This is a genomic window from Vibrio lentus, assembly GCF_002875945.1.
GTDB classification, from domain to species: Bacteria; Pseudomonadota; Gammaproteobacteria; order Enterobacterales; family Vibrionaceae; genus Vibrio; species Vibrio apostichopi.
Genome location: NZ_MCZK01000101.1, coordinates 1 through 17530, shown reverse-complemented (window position 1 = coordinate 17530; position 17530 = coordinate 1). Strand labels below are relative to the sequence as shown.

The 17530-nt window shown below is 43.3% G+C and carries 15 protein-coding genes and 1 pseudogene; 10 read left to right on the top strand and 6 right to left on the bottom strand.

Features of this window, described 5'->3' with window-relative positions; genetic code table 11:
- Positions 1-81: 81 nt before the first annotated feature.
- Positions 82-537, bottom strand: coding sequence for a glycine zipper 2TM domain-containing protein (locus BCT49_RS07720; protein ID WP_102434758.1), 456 nt, complete (start codon positions 535-537; stop codon positions 82-84).
- Between the two features lie 53 nt (positions 538-590).
- On the opposite strand from BCT49_RS07720, the gene aat reads away from it, so the two are divergent.
- The 3 genes from aat (at position 591) to infA (ending at position 2299) form a co-directional block, all read left to right on the top strand.
- The gene (aat, locus tag BCT49_RS07715; protein ID WP_102434757.1) at positions 591-1304 is read left to right on the top strand and encodes a leucyl/phenylalanyl-tRNA--protein transferase; all 714 of its coding nucleotides are present in this window, start codon (positions 591-593) and stop codon (positions 1302-1304) included.
- On the top strand, positions 1301-1999 hold the full coding sequence (locus BCT49_RS07710) for an arginyltransferase (protein WP_102434756.1): 699 nt from the start codon (positions 1301-1303) through the stop codon (positions 1997-1999). The genes aat and BCT49_RS07710 overlap by 4 nt, the downstream gene beginning before the upstream one ends.
- An 81-nt stretch (positions 2000-2080) precedes the next feature.
- The gene (gene infA, locus BCT49_RS07705) at positions 2081-2299 is read left to right on the top strand and encodes a translation initiation factor IF-1 (RefSeq protein ID WP_001040192.1); all 219 of its coding nucleotides are present in this window, start codon (positions 2081-2083) and stop codon (positions 2297-2299) included.
- 363 nt (positions 2300-2662) lie between these two features.
- Here the strand turns inward: infA and clpA are convergent, their stop codons facing one another.
- Both clpA and clpS read right to left on the bottom strand, forming a co-directional pair.
- Complete coding sequence (gene clpA, locus BCT49_RS07700) at positions 2663-4936, bottom strand: ATP-dependent Clp protease ATP-binding subunit ClpA (RefSeq protein ID WP_102434755.1); 2274 nt, start codon at positions 4934-4936, stop codon at positions 2663-2665.
- A 39-nt stretch (positions 4937-4975) separates the two neighbouring features.
- Positions 4976-5296 (bottom strand): ATP-dependent Clp protease adapter ClpS, encoded by a 321-nt coding sequence (gene clpS, locus BCT49_RS07695; RefSeq protein WP_017105781.1) that lies wholly within the window; start codon positions 5294-5296, stop codon positions 4976-4978.
- Positions 5297-5864: 568 nt separating this feature from the next.
- Between clpS and cspD the strand changes: the two genes are divergently transcribed.
- Positions 5865-6086 carry a cold shock domain-containing protein CspD gene (cspD, locus tag BCT49_RS07690; RefSeq protein WP_017105782.1) on the top strand — a complete coding sequence of 74 codons (222 nt, stop codon included), beginning with the start codon at positions 5865-5867 and terminating at the stop codon, positions 6084-6086.
- A gap of 323 nt (positions 6087-6409) precedes the next feature.
- Here cspD and BCT49_RS07685 read toward each other — a convergent pair whose 3' ends face one another.
- Positions 6410-8635: an NADP-dependent isocitrate dehydrogenase gene (locus BCT49_RS07685; RefSeq protein WP_102434754.1), complete on the bottom strand. Its 2226-nt coding sequence runs from the start codon at positions 8633-8635 to the stop codon at positions 6410-6412.
- A 320-nt stretch (positions 8636-8955) separates the two neighbouring features.
- On the opposite strand from BCT49_RS07685, the gene BCT49_RS07680 reads away from it, so the two are divergent.
- Positions 8956-9684, top strand: a complete 729-nt coding sequence (locus BCT49_RS07680) for a pseudouridine synthase (protein WP_102434753.1) — start codon at positions 8956-8958, stop codon at positions 9682-9684.
- 133 nt (positions 9685-9817) lie between these two features.
- Here BCT49_RS07680 and BCT49_RS07675 read toward each other — a convergent pair whose 3' ends face one another.
- On the bottom strand, positions 9818-10855 hold the full coding sequence (locus BCT49_RS07675; protein WP_102434752.1) for a porin: 1038 nt from the start codon (positions 10853-10855) through the stop codon (positions 9818-9820).
- A gap of 514 nt (positions 10856-11369) precedes the next feature.
- On the opposite strand from BCT49_RS07675, the gene dinG reads away from it, so the two are divergent.
- The 5 genes from dinG to BCT49_RS07650 all read left to right on the top strand — a co-directional run bounded on the left by dinG (position 11370) and on the right by BCT49_RS07650 (position 16247).
- Entirely contained in the window at positions 11370-13445 is a 2076-nt protein-coding gene (gene dinG / locus BCT49_RS07670) for an ATP-dependent DNA helicase DinG (RefSeq protein ID WP_102434751.1), read from the top strand.
- A gap of 128 nt (positions 13446-13573) precedes the next feature.
- Positions 13574-14353 (top strand): sulfite exporter TauE/SafE family protein, encoded by a 780-nt coding sequence (locus tag BCT49_RS07665; protein WP_102434750.1) that lies wholly within the window; start codon positions 13574-13576, stop codon positions 14351-14353.
- A 22-nt stretch (positions 14354-14375) separates the two neighbouring features.
- Positions 14376-14924, top strand: coding sequence for a primosomal replication protein (locus BCT49_RS07660; RefSeq protein WP_102434749.1), 549 nt, complete (start codon positions 14376-14378; stop codon positions 14922-14924).
- Complete coding sequence (rsmS, locus tag BCT49_RS07655; protein ID WP_102434748.1) at positions 14914-15084, top strand: pleiotropic regulatory protein RsmS; 171 nt, start codon at positions 14914-14916, stop codon at positions 15082-15084. The genes BCT49_RS07660 and rsmS overlap by 11 nt, the downstream gene beginning before the upstream one ends.
- 29 nt (positions 15085-15113) lie before the next feature.
- On the top strand, positions 15114-16247 hold the full coding sequence (locus BCT49_RS07650) for a cupin domain-containing protein (RefSeq protein WP_102434747.1): 1134 nt from the start codon (positions 15114-15116) through the stop codon (positions 16245-16247).
- A 173-nt stretch (positions 16248-16420) separates the two neighbouring features.
- Here the strand turns inward: BCT49_RS07650 and BCT49_RS07645 are convergent.
- A pseudogene (locus BCT49_RS07645) lies at positions 16421-17512 on the bottom strand (methyl-accepting chemotaxis protein); the annotation flags it as partial.
- Between the last annotated feature and the right edge of the window lie 18 nt (positions 17513-17530).

Genomic DNA, 17530 nt, shown 5'->3' with positions numbered 1-17530 from the left:
ACTAACGAACTTTTCCGATGAACTCCAGAGCTAATCCCTCCGTTAAAGGCTATTAATTCGCCAACTAAACGTATTTACATACTAGTATGCTAGATCCACTCGCACGCCATCAGAAAAATAAAGGATTCGCACGTCATCACCACGACTAAACAACATAGAGTTGTCGACATCTTGAATGATATTGACCAGCTTATTGTCTTTGGTTTTGACCAACAACTCGACCAACTTGTATTCAACCCTATATTGGGTGTTACCTCGATTACGCGCAATACCAGCCCCGGCAACAGCACCAACGGCCGTAGCCACCTCTTTACCCGTGCCACCACCAAATTGGTTACCAATCAGGCCACCAATCGCCGCGCCTAACAAGGTTTCCCAACCATTTGCTTTCGATTCAACGATTTCTTGTTGTGTGATATATCTGACCGTATCAATTTCACCATACACGACCTCGTTAACAGGACGAGCTTCGTTCCGGTTGTAAGCTGCATTTGCCAACATGGGCAAAACAAGTAAAATCCAAAGCAACTTTTTCATGATAAAACTCCTGAAGACCTCTAGGTCATTGATTAATCTGTAATGCGGTACTTATGACTATATACCTAACCGAGCTTGATACTACTAGTATAGAGTTTCCTTCGCCCTTTGAAGCCCTCGACGAACCGAATGGCTTGCTCGCCTTTGGGGGTGATTTATCACCGATGCGAATTTTAAACGCTTATAGCCAAGGTATATTTCCATGGTATGGGCCTGGGGAGCCTATACTTTGGTGGAGCCCTGCACCGCGAGCAGTATTTAATCCTAAGACATTCGAACCGTCAAAAAGTCTTAAAAAGTTTCAAAGAAAGCACAATTATCGAATCAGCATCAACCAAGCGACCGATAAAGTGATTGGTTATTGTTCATCGCTCAGACCTCAAGAGGAAACGTGGTTAAACGAAGACATGCAAACCGCCTACCGCGAATTGTCAGCATTAGGTTTTTGTCACTCGGTAGAGGTTTGGCAAGGCGATGAACTGATCGGCGGGCTTTATGGCTTACAAAGAGGCCAAGTCTTTTGCGGTGAATCGATGTTTAGCTTGAAGACCAATGCCTCTAAAATTGCGCTATGGTATTTCTGCAGACACTTTAAGCAATTTGGAGGAAAGCTCATCGATTGCCAAGTCATGAATACTCACTTGGACTCATTAGGCGCTATCGAAGTAGAAAGAGATGAGTTTCTTAGTACTCTGAAAATACTCAAAGAAAATCAACTTAACGATGGATGTTTTGAAGCACAATGGCTAGAGGAAATGCCTTCATGAGTTCAGATTTACAACAAATCAGAATTGGATTGACCGATAACCATGCTTGCAGCTATCTGCCTCACCTCCAAGAACGTGTAGCAGTAACGCTCGATGAATTTATGCACACGGCAGATAACTACGAAGTACTGCTTGCGAATGGGTTTCGTCGCAGTGGCAGCACGATCTACAAACCGCATTGTGACAACTGCTCAGCTTGTCAGGCTATTCGCCTTTCCATACCTGAAATAAAGTTTTCAAAAAGCCAGCGACGAATCCTGAACAAAGCCAAGTCATTCTACTGGGAATTTAAAGACGAGATGGATGACAACTGGTTTGATTTATACAGCCGATACATTACAGCTCGTCACCAATCCGGAACCATGTATCCTCCAAAGAAGGAAGAATTCCTACAGTTCTCCAAAAACGAGTGGCTTACTACACAATACATGCACATCTACAATGAGAAACAGTTGGTTGGCATTGCCGTTACCGATGTTATGTCTCATTGCACCAGTGCGTTTTATACCTTCTTCGACCCTGACATCGATATATCTATGGGAACCTTAGGCGTTTTGTTCCAGATTCAACACGCCCAAAAAGAGCAAAAACAATGGCTATATTTGGGTTATCAAATCGATGAATGTCCTGCTATGAACTATAAAGTACGATTTCAACGTCATCAAAGGCTAGTAAATCAACGGTGGCAAGGGTAGAATACGCGACAACTTTACATATTTTGATTTTAACGGCACAATCAAGCCGTTGAAAACCGCCAAGTTTCGAAAGAGGATTAGATGGCTAAAGAAGACGTAATCGAGATGCAAGGCACTGTCCTTGATACTCTACCAAACACGATGTTCCGTGTTGAGCTTGAAAATGGTCACGTAGTGACAGCACACATCTCTGGTAAAATGCGTAAGAACTACATCCGTATTCTTACTGGTGATAAAGTAACTGTTGAGATGACTCCATACGACCTTTCTAAAGGCCGCATCGTCTTCCGTGCTCGTTAATTTTTAATTATCGAATACGATAAAAAACGGAGCTATATGCTCCGTTTTTTACCGCCTATACAAAAGCAAACAGATTCGCTAATCGCTTTATAAGTCATTCTATTTCCTAAAGTAGCGTTCCTAACCCGCATCACGCCCAGCCAAAGCCTCACCCTTCAATGTTTAGCCCTCAACTCTATATCGCCAAGTAAATACTCATGATCACGCTCTAGTTGCATCTACGCGCATTGCTAGCTGTCTTTTCAAGCACGCAGACACAAAAAAACGCACAACCGAAGTCATGCGTTTTTATCAAAGTATTGCGTTTAAGTGCGTCTACTCTTCGTTAGTGACTAATATTAGTTCGCTGCTAGTCTCTAGCTCTTAGTGCATCACTTCTTCTTTAGCGCCTACGTAAACGAAGTCCAGTTCATCTTTCTTCAGAGACACTTTCACAGTACCGCCGTCGACCAAACTACCGAACAACAATTCATTCGCAAGCGGCTTCTTAAGCTTCTCTTGAATAACTCTACCCATAGGACGTGCGCCCATAGTCTTGTCATAACCTAGATGTGCCAACCAGTGACGAGCATCTTCAGACACTTCTAACGAGACACCACGTGCGTCCAGTTGAACCTGAAGCTCTACAATAAACTTATCGACAACTTGGCTGATCACACTTGGGTCTAAACTGTTGAACCAAATGATATTATCAAGGCGGTTACGGAACTCCGGTGTGAAGACTTTCTTAATCTCACCCATTGCATCTGGCGCATGATCTTGTTGGATCAGACCGATCGATTTCTTCTCGGTTTCCGCGACACCTGCGTTAGTCGTCATTACTAAAATCACATTACGGAAATCCGCTTTGCGACCGTTGTTGTCCGTCAAAGTACCGTTATCCATTACTTGTAATAACAAGTTAAAGATATCTGGGTGAGCCTTCTCGATCTCATCAAGTAACACAACAGAGTGTGGATTCTTGATAACGGCATCAGTGAGTAGACCACCTTGATCGTATCCAACATAACCAGGAGGAGCACCGATCAAACGGCTCACTGAGTGACGTTCACCGTATTCAGACATATCAAAACGCAGCAGCTCAATGCCCATCAGTTTAGAAAGCTGAACCGTAACCTCCGTTTTACCCACACCAGTAGGACCAGCAAATAGGAATGAACCAACAGGTTTATTGTCTGCTCCTAATCCTGCACGAGTTAGCTTGATCGCTTCGCTCAATACATCGATCGCTGGGTCTTGTCCGAATACCAACATTTTCATGCGGTCATCCAGTTTCTGCAGCGTGTCTTTGTCTGAAGATGAAACTGACTTCTCAGGAATACGAGCCATTTTTGCAACCATTGACTCGATATCAGCCACGCTCACTGTCTTCTTACGACGACTTGCTGGAGCCAAACGACTACGAGCACCCGCTTCATCAATAACGTCAATAGCCTTATCTGGAAGGTGACGTTCATTAATATACTTAGCAGACAGCTCCACAGCAGCACGTAATGCTTTATTTGTATAACGTACTTCGTGGTGAGCTTCGTATTTTGGCTTCAAGCCAATCAGAATTTTGGTCGTGTCATCAAGTGATGGTTCAACAATATCAATTTTCTGGAAGCGACGAGATAACGCACGCTCCTTCTCAAAAATACTGCTGTACTCTTGGTAAGTGGTTGAACCGATACAACGTAATTTACCACTGCTTAGTAGCGGTTTGATTAAGTTTGCAGCATCAACTTGTCCACCAGATGCAGCACCCGCACCAATGATTGTGTGAATTTCGTCGATGAACAAGATAGCGTCTTCTTCTTTTTCAAGTTGCTTAAGAATGGCTTTAAAGCGCTTCTCAAAGTCACCACGATATTTAGTGCCTGCAAGCAGTGAACCAATATCTAAAGAGTAAATCACGCTGCTCTGAATGATTTCAGGCACCTGCCCTTCAACGATACGCCATGCAAGACCTTCTGCAATGGCCGTTTTACCTACACCCGCTTCACCGACTAACAGAGGGTTATTTTTACGACGACGACACAATACTTGAACGGTTCGCTCAAGCTCTTTGTCACGGCCTATCAGTGGGTCGATGTTACCTTGCTTAGCCACTTCATTAAGGTTGGTTGCAAAGTTTTCTAAACGGTCTTCAGAATTTGCTTCTTCAGCATTTTCTGCACCACCGAATGAGTCAGAAGATGAAGCGCTGTCGCCTTCATTGCTTGCTTTAGTAATACCGTGTGAGATGAAGTTAACGATGTCTAAGCGACTGATGTCATTTTTCTTAAGTAGGTATGCCGCGTGAGATTCTTGCTCACTAAAAATAGCCACAAGCACGTTTGCACCTGTTACTTCACTGCGACCTGAAGATTGGACATGAAAAACCGCGCGCTGAAGTACTCGTTGAAAACTCAGTGTTGGCTGAGTTTCTCGAGTTTCATCGTTTTCTGGGATAAGCGGGGTTGTTTGATCAATAAAAATATCGAGCTCATTACGAAGAGCATCGAGATCAGCCTGACAAGCTTGGAGCGCTTCCTTGGCCGCATCATTTTCTAATAATGCTAGTAGGAGGTGTTCGACAGTCATAAATTCATGTCGCTTGTCTCGCGCACGAGCAAATGCGCCATTTAAACTCGACTCTAATTCTTTATTTAGCATAAGTACCTCCTAAGGGAACAACAGTGTTGTTCGAGCAATTTATACTTGCTCCATTGTACATAGTAGCGGATGCTCATTTTCCTTTGAGTACATCCTTACCTGCGCTACCTTTGTTTCCGCTATTTCAGCACTGTATGTGCCGCAAATAGCTTTACCTTCATAATGAACCTTGAGCATCACTTCCGTTGCTTGTTCGATATCTAGTGAGAAAAACCGCTCGAGGATCTCAATTACAAAATCCATTGGCGTGTAATCATCATTGTTCAATACAACGTTATACATAGCCGGTGGCTTTACTTTTGTTGCTTCTTTCTCCAGTAAATCTGAGCCTGGAGCTGCCCATTCGAAGTTTCTGCTCATATCAGCTTTGCTAGGGTTATTTTTCGGAATTCGTGAGTGCTTACTTAACTCAAATCTACCACATTCACGCTTTACGGTGTACTAAGAAACTGCACCAAGAAACAGTACCAAAAAATATTCCTCTATACTGAGCCTAATCCACCATTTCCATCGCTGCAAATAAAAGATGTCTATTAACAGGATTAACATATGTGATTGATTAAAAAGACACCATTACTATTGACGCCGACCATAAGATCACCACTAAGTTACTATTTAGTTAATAGTTTGTAGTTAATCTCGAATGTGATTTGTTATTAAAATTGATCACTTTTATACCAATTTACTATTGACTGCGCTCAATCATTAGCTACATTGGTGCTAAAAGGTTTTTCTTAAGCAACCTTAACAATAAGCAAAAAAATGCAATAACAAGGAATTATTACGCAAGGTAGCGTTAATTTCCGTAAGCAATGTACGAGATTCAAGTTATCAGCTGAAATCCGTTAGCTGGTAAGAATGATATCAATCGCACTTACGACAATTGATATAACAACGTTAGTAACAAAATGCATGAGGGATGTATAGCATGGCTACAGGTACAGTAAAATGGTTTAACAACGCCAAAGGGTTTGGCTTTATTTGTCCAGAAGGTGAAGACGGCGATATTTTTGCGCACTATTCCACAATACAGATGGATGGTTATCGAACCTTAAAAGCGGGTCAGCAAGTCGACTATGAAGTAGAAAGTGGACCTAAAGGCTCCCATGCTAGTTCCGTTGTTCCTGTCGAAGGCAGCGCCGCTAAATAGGCGATTGCCAAATCATGTTGACCTCCATCAGCGTTAGTTAACGGCTGACAGGTAAGCAGAATATTGAAACCGCTCATTTGATACCTTTAATACAGGATTAAATGAGCGGTTTTTCGATCTGCGAGCTATAAAGTTGCTCACAGTACAATTCGTCCGAGGATGTTCGACCTCAAGCTAGGTCGAGGAAAGTATCATGAAAAAAAAGACGCTTTAACGTTATCGTTAAAGCGCCTTTCGTTTTGACTTAATCTATGACTTAACTGTCAGATCAAGCGACTCGTTAGCAACCCATATCTATGACTTGCTAACGGTGAGTCTAATCACTATGCGTCAATAAATGCGTTCAATGTAGCACTCGGGCGCATTAGCTTTGAAACTAGTGCGTCATCTAGTAAGTAGTAACCGCCTAAATCGCCAACAACACCTTGAGCATTGTTCAGCTCAGCAACAATCGCTTCTTCGCTTTCAGCCAGTTGACTTGCAACACCTGCAAACTCAGCAGCTAGGTCAGCATCAACTGTTTGCTCAGCAAGCGCTTTAGCCCAGTATGTTGCTAGGTAGTAGTGACTACCACGGTTATCAAGCTCACCGACTCGACGTGAAGGAGATTTGTTTTTGTCTAGGAATTCACCGGTCGCTTTATCAAGTGCGTCAGCGAGAACTTGTGCTTTAGCATTGCCTGTCACTACGCTTAGGTGCTCTAGTGATGCCGCTAATGCCAAGAATTCGCCTAAAGAATCCCAACGCAGATGGTTTTCTTTCTCTACTTGTTGCACGTGCTTAGGCGCAGAACCGCCAGCACCTGTTTCAAACAGACCGCCGCCATTCATGAGTGGAACAATCGACAGCATTTTAGCTGACGTACCAAGCTCTAGAATTGGGAACAAATCAGTTAGGTAATCACGTAATACGTTACCTGTAACAGAAATAGTATCTAAACCATCTTTGATACGAACCAGAGAGTATTGAGTTGCTTCAAGTGGAGCCAGAATCTTGATTTCCAGACCATCTGTATCGTACTCAGGAAGATAAGCTTCTACTTTCTTAATAAGCTGAGCGTCGTGTGCACGAGCTGCATCTAACCAGAATACCGCAGGAACACCCGCAGCACGTGCGCGAGTTACAGCAAGCTTAACCCAGTCTTGAATTGGTGCATCTTTAACCTGACACATACGGAAGATATCGCCTTCCTCTACGTCTTGCTCAAGAAGAACAGAACCAGAAGCGTCAACCACTTGAACCTGACCAGCAGCTTCTAGGATGAAAGTCTTATCGTGAGAACCGTATTCTTCCGCTTTTTGAGCCATCAGGCCAACGTTTGGTACGCTACCCATCGTTGTTGGATCGAAAGCGCCGTTCTCTTTACAGAAATCAATAACAGCTTGGTAGATGCTTGCGTAGCTGCGATCTGGGATCATAGCTTTGGTATCTTTTTGCTTACCTTCTGGATCCCACATTTGACCTGAAGAGCGCAGCATTGCAGGCATAGATGCATCAACAATGATATCGCTTGGTACGTGTAGGTTGGTAATACCGCGGTCTGAATCTACCATCGCTAGTGGTGGTTGAGTCTCGTATACCGCTTGTAGGTCAGCTTCAATCGCTTGCTTCTGATCTTGAGGAAGCGCAGCAATTTTTGCGTATACATCGCCGATGCCATTATTCACATCAACACCGAGTTCTTCGAATAGCTGACCGTGCTTAGCAAATACGTCTTTGTAGTAAACCTTAACCGCATGACCAAAAATCACAGGGTCAGATACTTTCATCATCGTTGCTTTCATGTGAAGTGAAAGCAGAACGCCTTGCTCTTTAGCTGATGCGATCTCTTTTTCAAAGAATGCAACCAAAGCGGCTTTGTTCATTACAGACGCATCAATGATCTCTTGGTCTTGTAGAGCAAAAGCTGGCTTCAATGTTTTCTTCGCGCCATCTTTGCCTACGAATTCGATGCTGACTTCTGTAGCACCTTCAATCGTTACTGACTTTTCGCTACCGAAGAAGTCTTTGTCTTCCATGCTTGAAACGTGCGACTTAGAGTCTGCAGACCAAGCACCCATTGAATGTGGGTTTTTCTTCGCGTAGTTCTTAACAGAAAGTGGAGCACGGCGATCCGAGTTACCTTCACGTAGTACAGGGTTTACTGCACTGCCTTTGATTTTATCGTAAGTCGCTTTAACGGCTTTCTCTTCGTCAGTATTTGCTTCTTCTGGATAATTAGGAAGTGCGTAACCTTTTGACTGAAGTTCTTTGATCGTTGCTTGAAGTTGAGGTACAGATGCCGAGATGTTTGGAAGCTTGATAATGTTTGCTTCTGGTGTCTTAGCCAATTCACCTAGTTCTGCTAATGCATCACCGATACGTTGCTCTTCGTTCAAGTAGTCAGGGAAGTTGGCAATAATGCGCCCTGCAAGTGAAATGTCGCGAGTATCAACGTCAATACCAGAAGAAGCTGTAAAAGATTGAATAATTGGCAGCAGAGAATAAGTTGCTAATGCCGGAGCTTCGTCTGTAATTGTGTAGATGATAGTTGGTTTTTCAGTAGGCATGAAATTTCCCTATAGTTCTGACAACCTCACTTTAATAGTGAGAATGTTATAAATTGACCAGTAAGCCACTCAGAGAGTGAAAACTGCTTACTCGTTAGTCGTACTCTATCTTATTTTTCATGCAATCTTGATGACAGCATGAACCAAATCCGTGAGTGCGTTGTTATAATAAAACACGAAGGTATAATTAAACAAATCAGGCTTAAGAGTCCATCAACTTGTTCTATTTTGTGTCTTTTAGGCGCGCAAATGATAGCTCAATTCCGTTTCAGTGAAAACTTTTCAGCACACTTCGTTTACATTTTTGCAAGGTAGTTAACATGTCTACTCGCTCTCGAGGCGCATCTAGCTCAGACAAACCAACTCGTTCTGGTACAACATTAAAACAAAACGGTAATAGACCGAGCCGCGGCAGTGATAAAAATAACACTGGCAATTCGCACAAGAAACCTCACTCAAGTAAACATCGATACAAAGGTAAGCCTACTAACGCAAAACCCAAGGTATCACTTGAAGATCGTAAAGTAATTTTGTTCAACAAGCCTTTCGATACTCTCAGCCAATTCACAGATGGCGAAGGCAGGAAAACACTCGCTGACTTTATTCCAGTTAAAGATGTTTATGCTGCTGGACGACTTGACCGTGATAGTGAAGGGTTGATGGTCTTAACCAACGATGGCATCTTCCAAGCCAAATTGACCCAACCAAACTCAAAGTCACCAAAGACTTACTGGGTGCAGGTTGAAGGCGCACCTTCTGAGGAAGATTTAGATAAATTGAGAAAAGGCGTGAAGCTAAAAGACGGCATGACACTGCCAGCTCAGATTGAAGTGATGTCTGAACCTGTTGTGTGGGAAAGAACCCCTCCAGTGCGTTTCAGAGCCGCGATACCAACAACATGGTTAGCCATTACTATCATTGAAGGGCGCAACCGCCAGGTAAGACGGATGACAGCAAATATCGGCTTCCCTACCCTGCGTCTTATTCGCTATTCGATGGGGAATATAAACGTGGGTCAGCTTCAGCCAGGTGAGTGGAAAGAGATCTAAAGTAATAACTCGACAAGTAGAGAAATGGCCGCTATATAAGCGGCCATTTTTATATGCGTTGATAAATTTCAGGCACAAAAAAGCCAGTCCTAAGACTGGCTTTTACAGCGTTACTTAACTAAGAGTTAGACTATTAGAAGTAGTAGTAAGCAGCTGCGAATACGAATGTCTCTTCGTCAGAACTTTCAGCGCGAACACCGTTTGGTACGTCAAGTTCTTGTTTGATATCGATACCCATGTCCATGCGGTCACTATGCTTGTACATTACAGCAACGTTCATGTAGCTGTAATCTTTATCAGCTGAGTTGTTTTCTTCAGTAGTGTTTGCACCGTAACCAGCAGCAACAGTTACCTGCTCAGAAGCATCGAATGCGCCTGATAGGTAGTAACCAGTGTTTTTCTTGTCAGTTGTGTCAGCGCCAGATTTGTTGCCTTCATCAATCCAAGAGTTAAAGCCTAGTTTAACTGTATCAGCAACTTTAACGTTACCAGAAACAGAAGTTACTGTGTACTCAGCTTCATCACGATCTTCGTAACCAGCGTAGATGTTGAAGATTTCGTGTTCGAAACCAACGTAACCGTTCACACCTTTGTCTGCAGCTGCGTGGCTATCTTTAGTTTCGAAGTAAGAGATACCGTAAGCAACACCTGAAGTAGCACCTTGGAATTTAACTACGTTAAAGCCGTCAGAAGCATCGCCAGCAGAAGCACCAAATTCGTAAGTCATGTCACCAGCACCATCAACTTTATCTAGAGCTGTGTCATTTTCCCAACCGAAAGATGCAACACCGAAACCAGTGTCGAAACCTAACCATGCTTTGTCTACATCAGTTGTAGGACCTGACTCAATGCTGTCGTAAACTTCAGCAACTTTAGCTGACTCATTTGTATCAGAGATGTAGTTCATCTCTAGGTCTGTTTCGAAGTAACCAACCCAACGGTTGTTCTTGAAGCTTACCGCTAGAGTTAAAGCTGTAGCCCAATCATCGTAGATTGCACCAGAGTAAGAATCGTAGTAACCACCAACGCCCCATGCACCAGACACTGAGAATTGGTCTTTATGCATGTCGTCAAACTCAAACATTGGCTTAGAGTTTTGAGAACTTGTTTCAACTGCGAATGCAGAAGTTGATACCGCTGCGATAGCTAGCGCTAATAGAGTCTTTTTCATAATAAATCCACTGCCTTTTCTAAGAATGGGAGATCCTTGCCCGGTTCCCTTTTATTTTTTATGACTGGTCATTACCACTCTTTGTTGGTTAATCACCGTCACTAAATTTCGAGGTCTAGATTGCAAAAGATTATCCTGCGTGTCAAATAAACTAAAAATAGACCTAAAAAAAACACAAGAACATAAAAATCAAACACTTACATTTTTTTTCATCATTTTACGAGCAAGTTATCCTTAGTTTTATCAGGAAATATAATAATCCTAAAAAAGAACAATACAGAACTTAACACTGAAAAAAGTATGAATAACAAGCTAAAATCAGAACTTAACACCTGTAGCTAAGTCTTTTTTAATATTTATATTTCGCAAGATAAATAAAATCGTTAAGTTCCTGATGGTTCAGTTTTTTTTTGTGAACAAGATCTACCTTTGATTCAAAAGCAAGCTATTTCGCCGTAAATGTACCGACTAGTGATATGTGCTACTATCCTCGCTCCGTTACGTAGGTCACAGTATGCTAACTACTAAAATTCAAAAATCCATTCGCACCAGTTATCAAAACCTCCAAGATCAGTTGGACAACTTTGTACCTAGACGTGCTCAAAATTACCTTGTAGCCGAAATTGCGAAGACACTTTGTGGTCAATACCATAAAAGTAATCGTATGATCGTGGCTGAAGCAGGAACCGGGATCGGAAAATCACTCGCCTATCTCATGGCTACGATTCCTGTCGCTGTCCTCAACAATCGAAAAATCGTCATTTCAACAGCGACGGTTGCACTTCAAGAACAGCTCGTAAATAAAGATCTCCCTCTATATAGAAGACTTACTGATAGAGAGTTCTCTTTTATACTCGCCAAAGGTAGACAGCGTTATTGTTGTGCCGAGAAGTTAGCCGCCGCTTGTGGGGTTGATGGTGGACAAATGGCAATGTTCGAATCTAAGCCAAAGAAGAAAGACATCGAACAGCTTCAAACCATGCATCGTAGTTTGGCTCAAGGTAAATGGGACGGGGATCGTGACTCATGGCCTAAACCAATCGACAATATGATTTGGCAAATGATTGTGAGCGATAAGCACAGCTGTAACAACAGTATGCCGACTCATCGAGATTGCCCTTTCCAAAAAGCACGCTCGGAGTTAGATAAAGTCGATGTGATTATTGCTAATCACAGTTTGGTTATGGCTGATGCTGACCTTGGTGGCGGAGTTATACTCCCTGAACCAGAAAACAGCATCTATATATTCGATGAGGCTCACCACTTACCACACGTAGCAAGAGACCATTCCTCCGCAGCAGCAAGTTTAAAAGGTGCAGCTTCATGGTTAGAGCGTTTGAATCAATCAATCACCAAGCTTTCGGGCTTGGCGGATGAAAAGCGAGTCGGCCGATTCAGAAATGAACTGCAAGACTCTGTTCAACAGTTGATTCCGACCCTGAGTCAAATGAGCAAACAATTTGATGCTAACCACTTTGAAGATGGCCTGTATCGTTTCGAACACGGCGACTTACCGGAATGGCTGGAAAGCGAATCGAAAGATCTGAAACAGTTGACTCAAAAGACAAGCCAAGCCGTAGCGAAAATCGCCGACCTCATAGCAGAGCGTGTAAAAGATGGGGAGCTTTCGGCAAAGTTAGCAGAGCCAGCTCTGGCTGAAATAGGCTTCTATATACAAAGAACAGAAAATCTTGCTCAAGTTTGGCGTTTAATGGCTGAACCTAAACGCGAAAAAGGTGCGCCTTTGGCGCGTTGGCTTGAATTGAGCAAAGAAAGCGAAGGGGACTTTGTTGTTAATGTCTCTCCGTTAGAAGTTGGTTGGCAGCTAGACCAACAGATTTGGAGCCGCTGTGTCGGTGCTGTGCTCGTTTCAGCGACAATGAGAGCGCTTAACTCCTTCAGTTTTTTCTGTCATCAAGCAGGTATCAGTCAGAAAGAAGAGGATGGAGTACAGTTTTTAGCATTGGCATCCCCATTCGATTACCAAAACCAAGCAGAGCTGATCGTTCCAGCGATGAAATACGAGCCACAGGCGCCTCAGTTTACTGAATATCTTATTGAAATTTTGCCTAAGGTAATAGAAGACAACAAAGCCAATCTCGTTCTATTCTCTTCATACTGGCAAATGAACAAAGTTGCGGAAGCTTTGGCAACAGATTTCGTTAAAAAGTCATGGGCTTTACAGGTTCAAGGTGACACTTCACGCACTGAAATCCTAAAAAAACATAAAAAGCTAATAGATCAAGGTAAAACAAGCGTTCTATTTGGAACTGGAAGCTTTTCTGAAGGTCTTGATTTACCGGGAGAGCTTCTTGAAAATCTGGTCATCACCAAGATTCCATTCGGAGTACCAACCTCACCAGTTGAACGAGCACACTCTGAATATATCGAATCAAGAGGCGGTAATCCCTTCATGCAGATTACCGTTCCAGAAGCGAGTAAAAAGCTTATTCAATCTGTCGGACGGTTACTGCGTAAAGAAAGAGATTCTGGTAAAGTCACGATCCTTGATCGGCGCATAGTGACAAAGCGTTACGGGAAATCCTTACTCGACTCGCTACCGCCTTTTAAAAGAACAATAAAATACTAATTTAGCCATCGTATCGGTGGCTCTGGGTCTACCATCGCTTGACCTTTGCATTCACAATTGTGCATGGCTAACCCTCAAGTTACCCATGCCGCTGCCCTACCAGCACAGAACGAGAACAATAGCTATTTATGGAAATGATTGAACCAACCATGTTGGTTGTACTTGCTTTGGTTGCATTTGCAGCCGGCTTTATTGATGCAGTGGCTGGCGGAGGCGGAATGCTGACCGTCCCTGCTTTGTTATCACTAGGGCTGCCGCCACACATTGCACTTGGTACCAATAAACTTGCTGCGACCTTTGCTTCATCAACGGCCGCTGTCACTTATTATCGTAAAAAGCTATTTAAACCTGAATGTTGGATAAACGCGTTCATTGCGACATTAATTGGTGCAACCATAGGTACTTTAGCGGTCGATACTATTAGCACGAAGTGGTTAGAGAAAGTGCTGCCATTGGTCATTCTTGCTGCTGCGGTCTATACCATTTTCCACAAGACTCCGGATGTCAGCCACAATGTGTCTCCGAAGCCTTGCCCCGTTCTTAAGAAAAAACAAAAGTACCAAGGGTTCATACTGGGGTTTTATGATGGTGTTGCAGGCCCAGGCACTGGCGCTTTTTGGACAGTTAGCTCTATGGCTCTCTATCGTCTAAATATTTTGCTTGCTTCTGGCCTATCAAAAGCAATGAACTTCACCAGTAACTTCACCTCTCTAGTTACTTTTGCGATTCTAGGGCATATCGATTGGGTACTTGGTTTAACCATGGGTGTATGCTTAATGGCAGGTGCATTCGTAGGGGCACACTCAGCCATTCGTTTTGGCGCTACTTTTATAAGACCTGTGTTTGTTACGGTTGTTAGCGTTCTTGCGATTAAACTGGCTTACGAAGCGTGGTTTGTAAACTTATAACCACCAGCGTTCGGGAAGAGACATGAATCATTTTTCAAAGCTTAAAAGTGTCCTTGATACCTTGATTGGTCATTGCTCTCAAGTTGATAAATCGAGGGGCGCTTATCATCAAGCGTTATTCGACAGAACCTTATTTAAATGTAGTGCGTCTATTTTACTTCCCTACGCAATGGAAGCGCAGACCACCTACCGAACCATATTACGAGAGCAGGCTAATAATCAGCTCACTGCATCTCGCGCGACTTACCTGACCGAAAAGCTAACCAATCAGATAGCGGCTGTCCAAAGAGAGTTAGCCAACCATGATTTAAGGTTAGATCGAAAAAGCAAGTCGGGGAAAAGTCTCAATGACTTGTATAACGAACTCGCTCAGCACCAAGATTGGCAAAAGCGATTGGTCGATTTAGTACGAGTACGAAAGTTAGCGTTTGATTCTGCGCCTCGCCACAGTAAGAAAAAAGCGGAAGATGCCTGGCAGTTAGCAAAAGAGCGATTAGAACGCTGCGAAGACTCCATGAAAAATATTGAAAGATTGATCAACTTAGAGAACCCTAAGCGAAATGAGCACTGATAACACATCATCACCACTGGATAACGCCCCAGAAGAAGTTAAGTTAGCTGTCGACCTGATCTATCTGCTCGAAAGCAACGAAATCGACCCAGAAGTAGCGTTAGAGGCAATTAAAATTGTCCAACAAGATTTACAAGCCAAACTAGCATCTAGCATCTAGCATCTAGCATAAATATAGACAGGATTCACATGTACCAACTTAGCTTTTCTATGCCCGAGTTTCTTGAAAACTACTGGCATAAAAAACCAACCATCTTAAAAGGTGGATTCCAAAACTTCGTCGACCCTATTTCGCCAGAAGAACTTGCTGGTTTATCGATGGAAGAAGAAGTGGATTCTCGCTTTATATCTAACCTTGATAATAAATGGGAAGCAGAACACGGCCCCTTCTCTGAAGATAAGTTCGGTGAACTCACTGAAACTCATTGGCAACTAGTAGTGCAAGCAGCAAACCATTGGCACCAAGGAGCTAACCAGTTGACTGAAGCTTTTCAACAATTGCCAAACTGGTTATTCGACGATCTGATGATCTGCTACTCAGCACCTGAAGGTGGCGTAGGCCCGCATATCGATCAATACGATGTGTTCATCATCCAAGGTCAAGGTAAGCGACAATGGAAGGTTGGAGCAAAAGATGTTGGTCAGTACCAAGAAACCATTCAAGCTTCTGCTCTTCGTCAAATTGAAGGCTTTGATCCCATCATTGATGAAACTTTAGAGCCCGGCGATATTCTTTATATCCCGCCAGGCTTTCCTCATGAAGGTACAACCTTAGAACCTTCAATGAGCTACTCTATTGGTTACCGTTCACCAAAAGAACAAGAGCTAATCAGCAACTTTGCAGATTTTGTACTGGCGCATGATATGGGTGACGTTCACCTACATGATCCTGAATTCAAATCTCAAGATAACTACGGCAAGATTCGTGCGTCTGATATGAACAACCTAACGGAGATGTTGATGTCGGCGCTTGAAGAGCCAGAAACCATCAACGACTTCATGGGCTGCCTGCTAAGCCAATCACGCCACCAGCTTGATATCGTTGCACCTGAGCCTCTATGGACAGCAGAAGAGATCGCTCAACACCTAGAGTCAGAAGGTGAGATCCACCGTGTATCTGGCTTAAAAGCGCTCTACCACGAGAATGAAAGCAACACGGCTTACATCAATGGTGAAGTGGTCAAGGTTGAAGAATCGGATTCATCGCTACTAAACGTGCTGTGCGATGACACCATCATTAATTCAGCAACCACGTTGTCTCCTTCCGGTGTTACTGTCGTGACTGAATTAGTGAACAAAGGCTACTGGTTCATCGAGGACTAATATCTCGATAACGGGTTACCCCATCCAATAGTAAAACAGTCGAACAAACTCTGTATCTGAAAAGACACAACTAAAAAGGGCCAAATGAAATCTTCATTTGGCCCTTTTCTAATTCAACTGTTTACCTAGCCTTATACAGCTGCGTCTTGTCTTATAAAGCTAAGTCTTAACAGCTAAACCTTAAACTGATTCACCAGCTTTTTCTGCTGCTGAGACAATTGGTCAATTTCACTTCCCACTTGCTCAGACGCCGCGGCTTGCTCCAGAATCTTCGCACTTAAATCACGTATGTTAACCACACTTTGATTTACTTCACCGGAAACGGATTGCTGCTCTTCAGCGGCTCGAACGATCTGACTGTTCATATCACTGATCGCCTCGATAGAAGTAAAGATCGAACCTAGATCTTCAACCGCTTTCTGAACGTGCAGTGCTGTATCGTTCGCCAGTATGTTGCCTTCTTGTATCGCTTCAACGACATCTTGTGTTCCAGCATGAACCTTATCGATCACGGCTCTAATTTCACCAACCGAGGACTGTGTACGACTCGCTAGGTTTCGAACTTCATCAGCAACCACAGCAAAACCTCGACCTTGTTCCCCTGCCCTCGCGGCTTCAATAGCAGCATTCAAGGCTAGCAAGTTGGTCTGCTCAGAGATCCCCTCAATAACACTTAAGATCTCAGTAATATTGCCGTTATTCTTCGCCAGCTCTTCAACAATAGGCACAGCGCTCGACATACGATCCACCAGCTTTCTCATTTCACCTGCTGAAAGTTCGATAACCTCTTGTCCTTGCTGAGCAGAACGGTTCGCTTCACAAGCAGCATCTACCGCGATTTCTGCATTTTGCACCACTAAGCCCGAAGTTTGAGTCATCTCTTCGGCAGCAGTAGCCACTAGATCCACTTCTTTGAATTGAGATTCACTACTTTCACGCGTACTCGACGCAGACGACTTAGCCTGACTGGTTGTATTCGCGACTTGCTCTGTGGTTTGAATGACTTCTTTGATCGTGTGCTGAAGTTTATCTAAGAATTGGTTGAAGCCTTTCGACAGTTGGCCGATCTCATCTTGCGATTTAACTTCCAATCGCTGAGTAAGGTCACCTTCACCAGAAGCAATGTCATTAAGCCTCTCAACAACTTGGCGAATAGGCCTAACGATAGACAATGAAGCAAAGGCGATGATTGCCAGTCCGAAAACAATGAAAATGATACCAGCGATCACTTCGGTTTTTATACCTTCGCTCAACTTAGCGCTGAGGCTCTTCTCCGCTTAGAT

Coding starts and splice junctions, on each gene's coding strand:
- BCT49_RS07720 (WP_102434758.1), bottom strand. CDS start 537: ATGAAAAAGTTGCTTTGGATTTTACTTGTTTTGCCCATGTTGGCAAAT.
- aat (WP_102434757.1), top strand. CDS start 591: ATGACTATATACCTAACCGAGCTTGATACTACTAGTATAGAGTTTCCT.
- BCT49_RS07710 (WP_102434756.1), top strand. CDS start 1,301: ATGAGTTCAGATTTACAACAAATCAGAATTGGATTGACCGATAACCAT.
- infA (WP_001040192.1), top strand. CDS start 2,081: ATGGCTAAAGAAGACGTAATCGAGATGCAAGGCACTGTCCTTGATACT.
- clpA (WP_102434755.1), bottom strand. CDS start 4,936: ATGCTAAATAAAGAATTAGAGTCGAGTTTAAATGGCGCATTTGCTCGT.
- clpS (WP_017105781.1), bottom strand. CDS start 5,296: ATGAGCAGAAACTTCGAATGGGCAGCTCCAGGCTCAGATTTACTGGAG.
- cspD (WP_017105782.1), top strand. CDS start 5,865: ATGGCTACAGGTACAGTAAAATGGTTTAACAACGCCAAAGGGTTTGGC.
- BCT49_RS07685 (WP_102434754.1), bottom strand. CDS start 8,635: ATGCCTACTGAAAAACCAACTATCATCTACACAATTACAGACGAAGCT.
- BCT49_RS07680 (WP_102434753.1), top strand. CDS start 8,956: ATGTCTACTCGCTCTCGAGGCGCATCTAGCTCAGACAAACCAACTCGT.
- BCT49_RS07675 (WP_102434752.1), bottom strand. CDS start 10,855: ATGAAAAAGACTCTATTAGCGCTAGCTATCGCAGCGGTATCAACTTCT.
- dinG (WP_102434751.1), top strand. CDS start 11,370: ATGCTAACTACTAAAATTCAAAAATCCATTCGCACCAGTTATCAAAAC.
- BCT49_RS07665 (WP_102434750.1), top strand. CDS start 13,574: ATGGAAATGATTGAACCAACCATGTTGGTTGTACTTGCTTTGGTTGCA.
- BCT49_RS07660 (WP_102434749.1), top strand. CDS start 14,376: ATGAATCATTTTTCAAAGCTTAAAAGTGTCCTTGATACCTTGATTGGT.
- rsmS (WP_102434748.1), top strand. CDS start 14,914: ATGAGCACTGATAACACATCATCACCACTGGATAACGCCCCAGAAGAA.
- BCT49_RS07650 (WP_102434747.1), top strand. CDS start 15,114: ATGTACCAACTTAGCTTTTCTATGCCCGAGTTTCTTGAAAACTACTGG.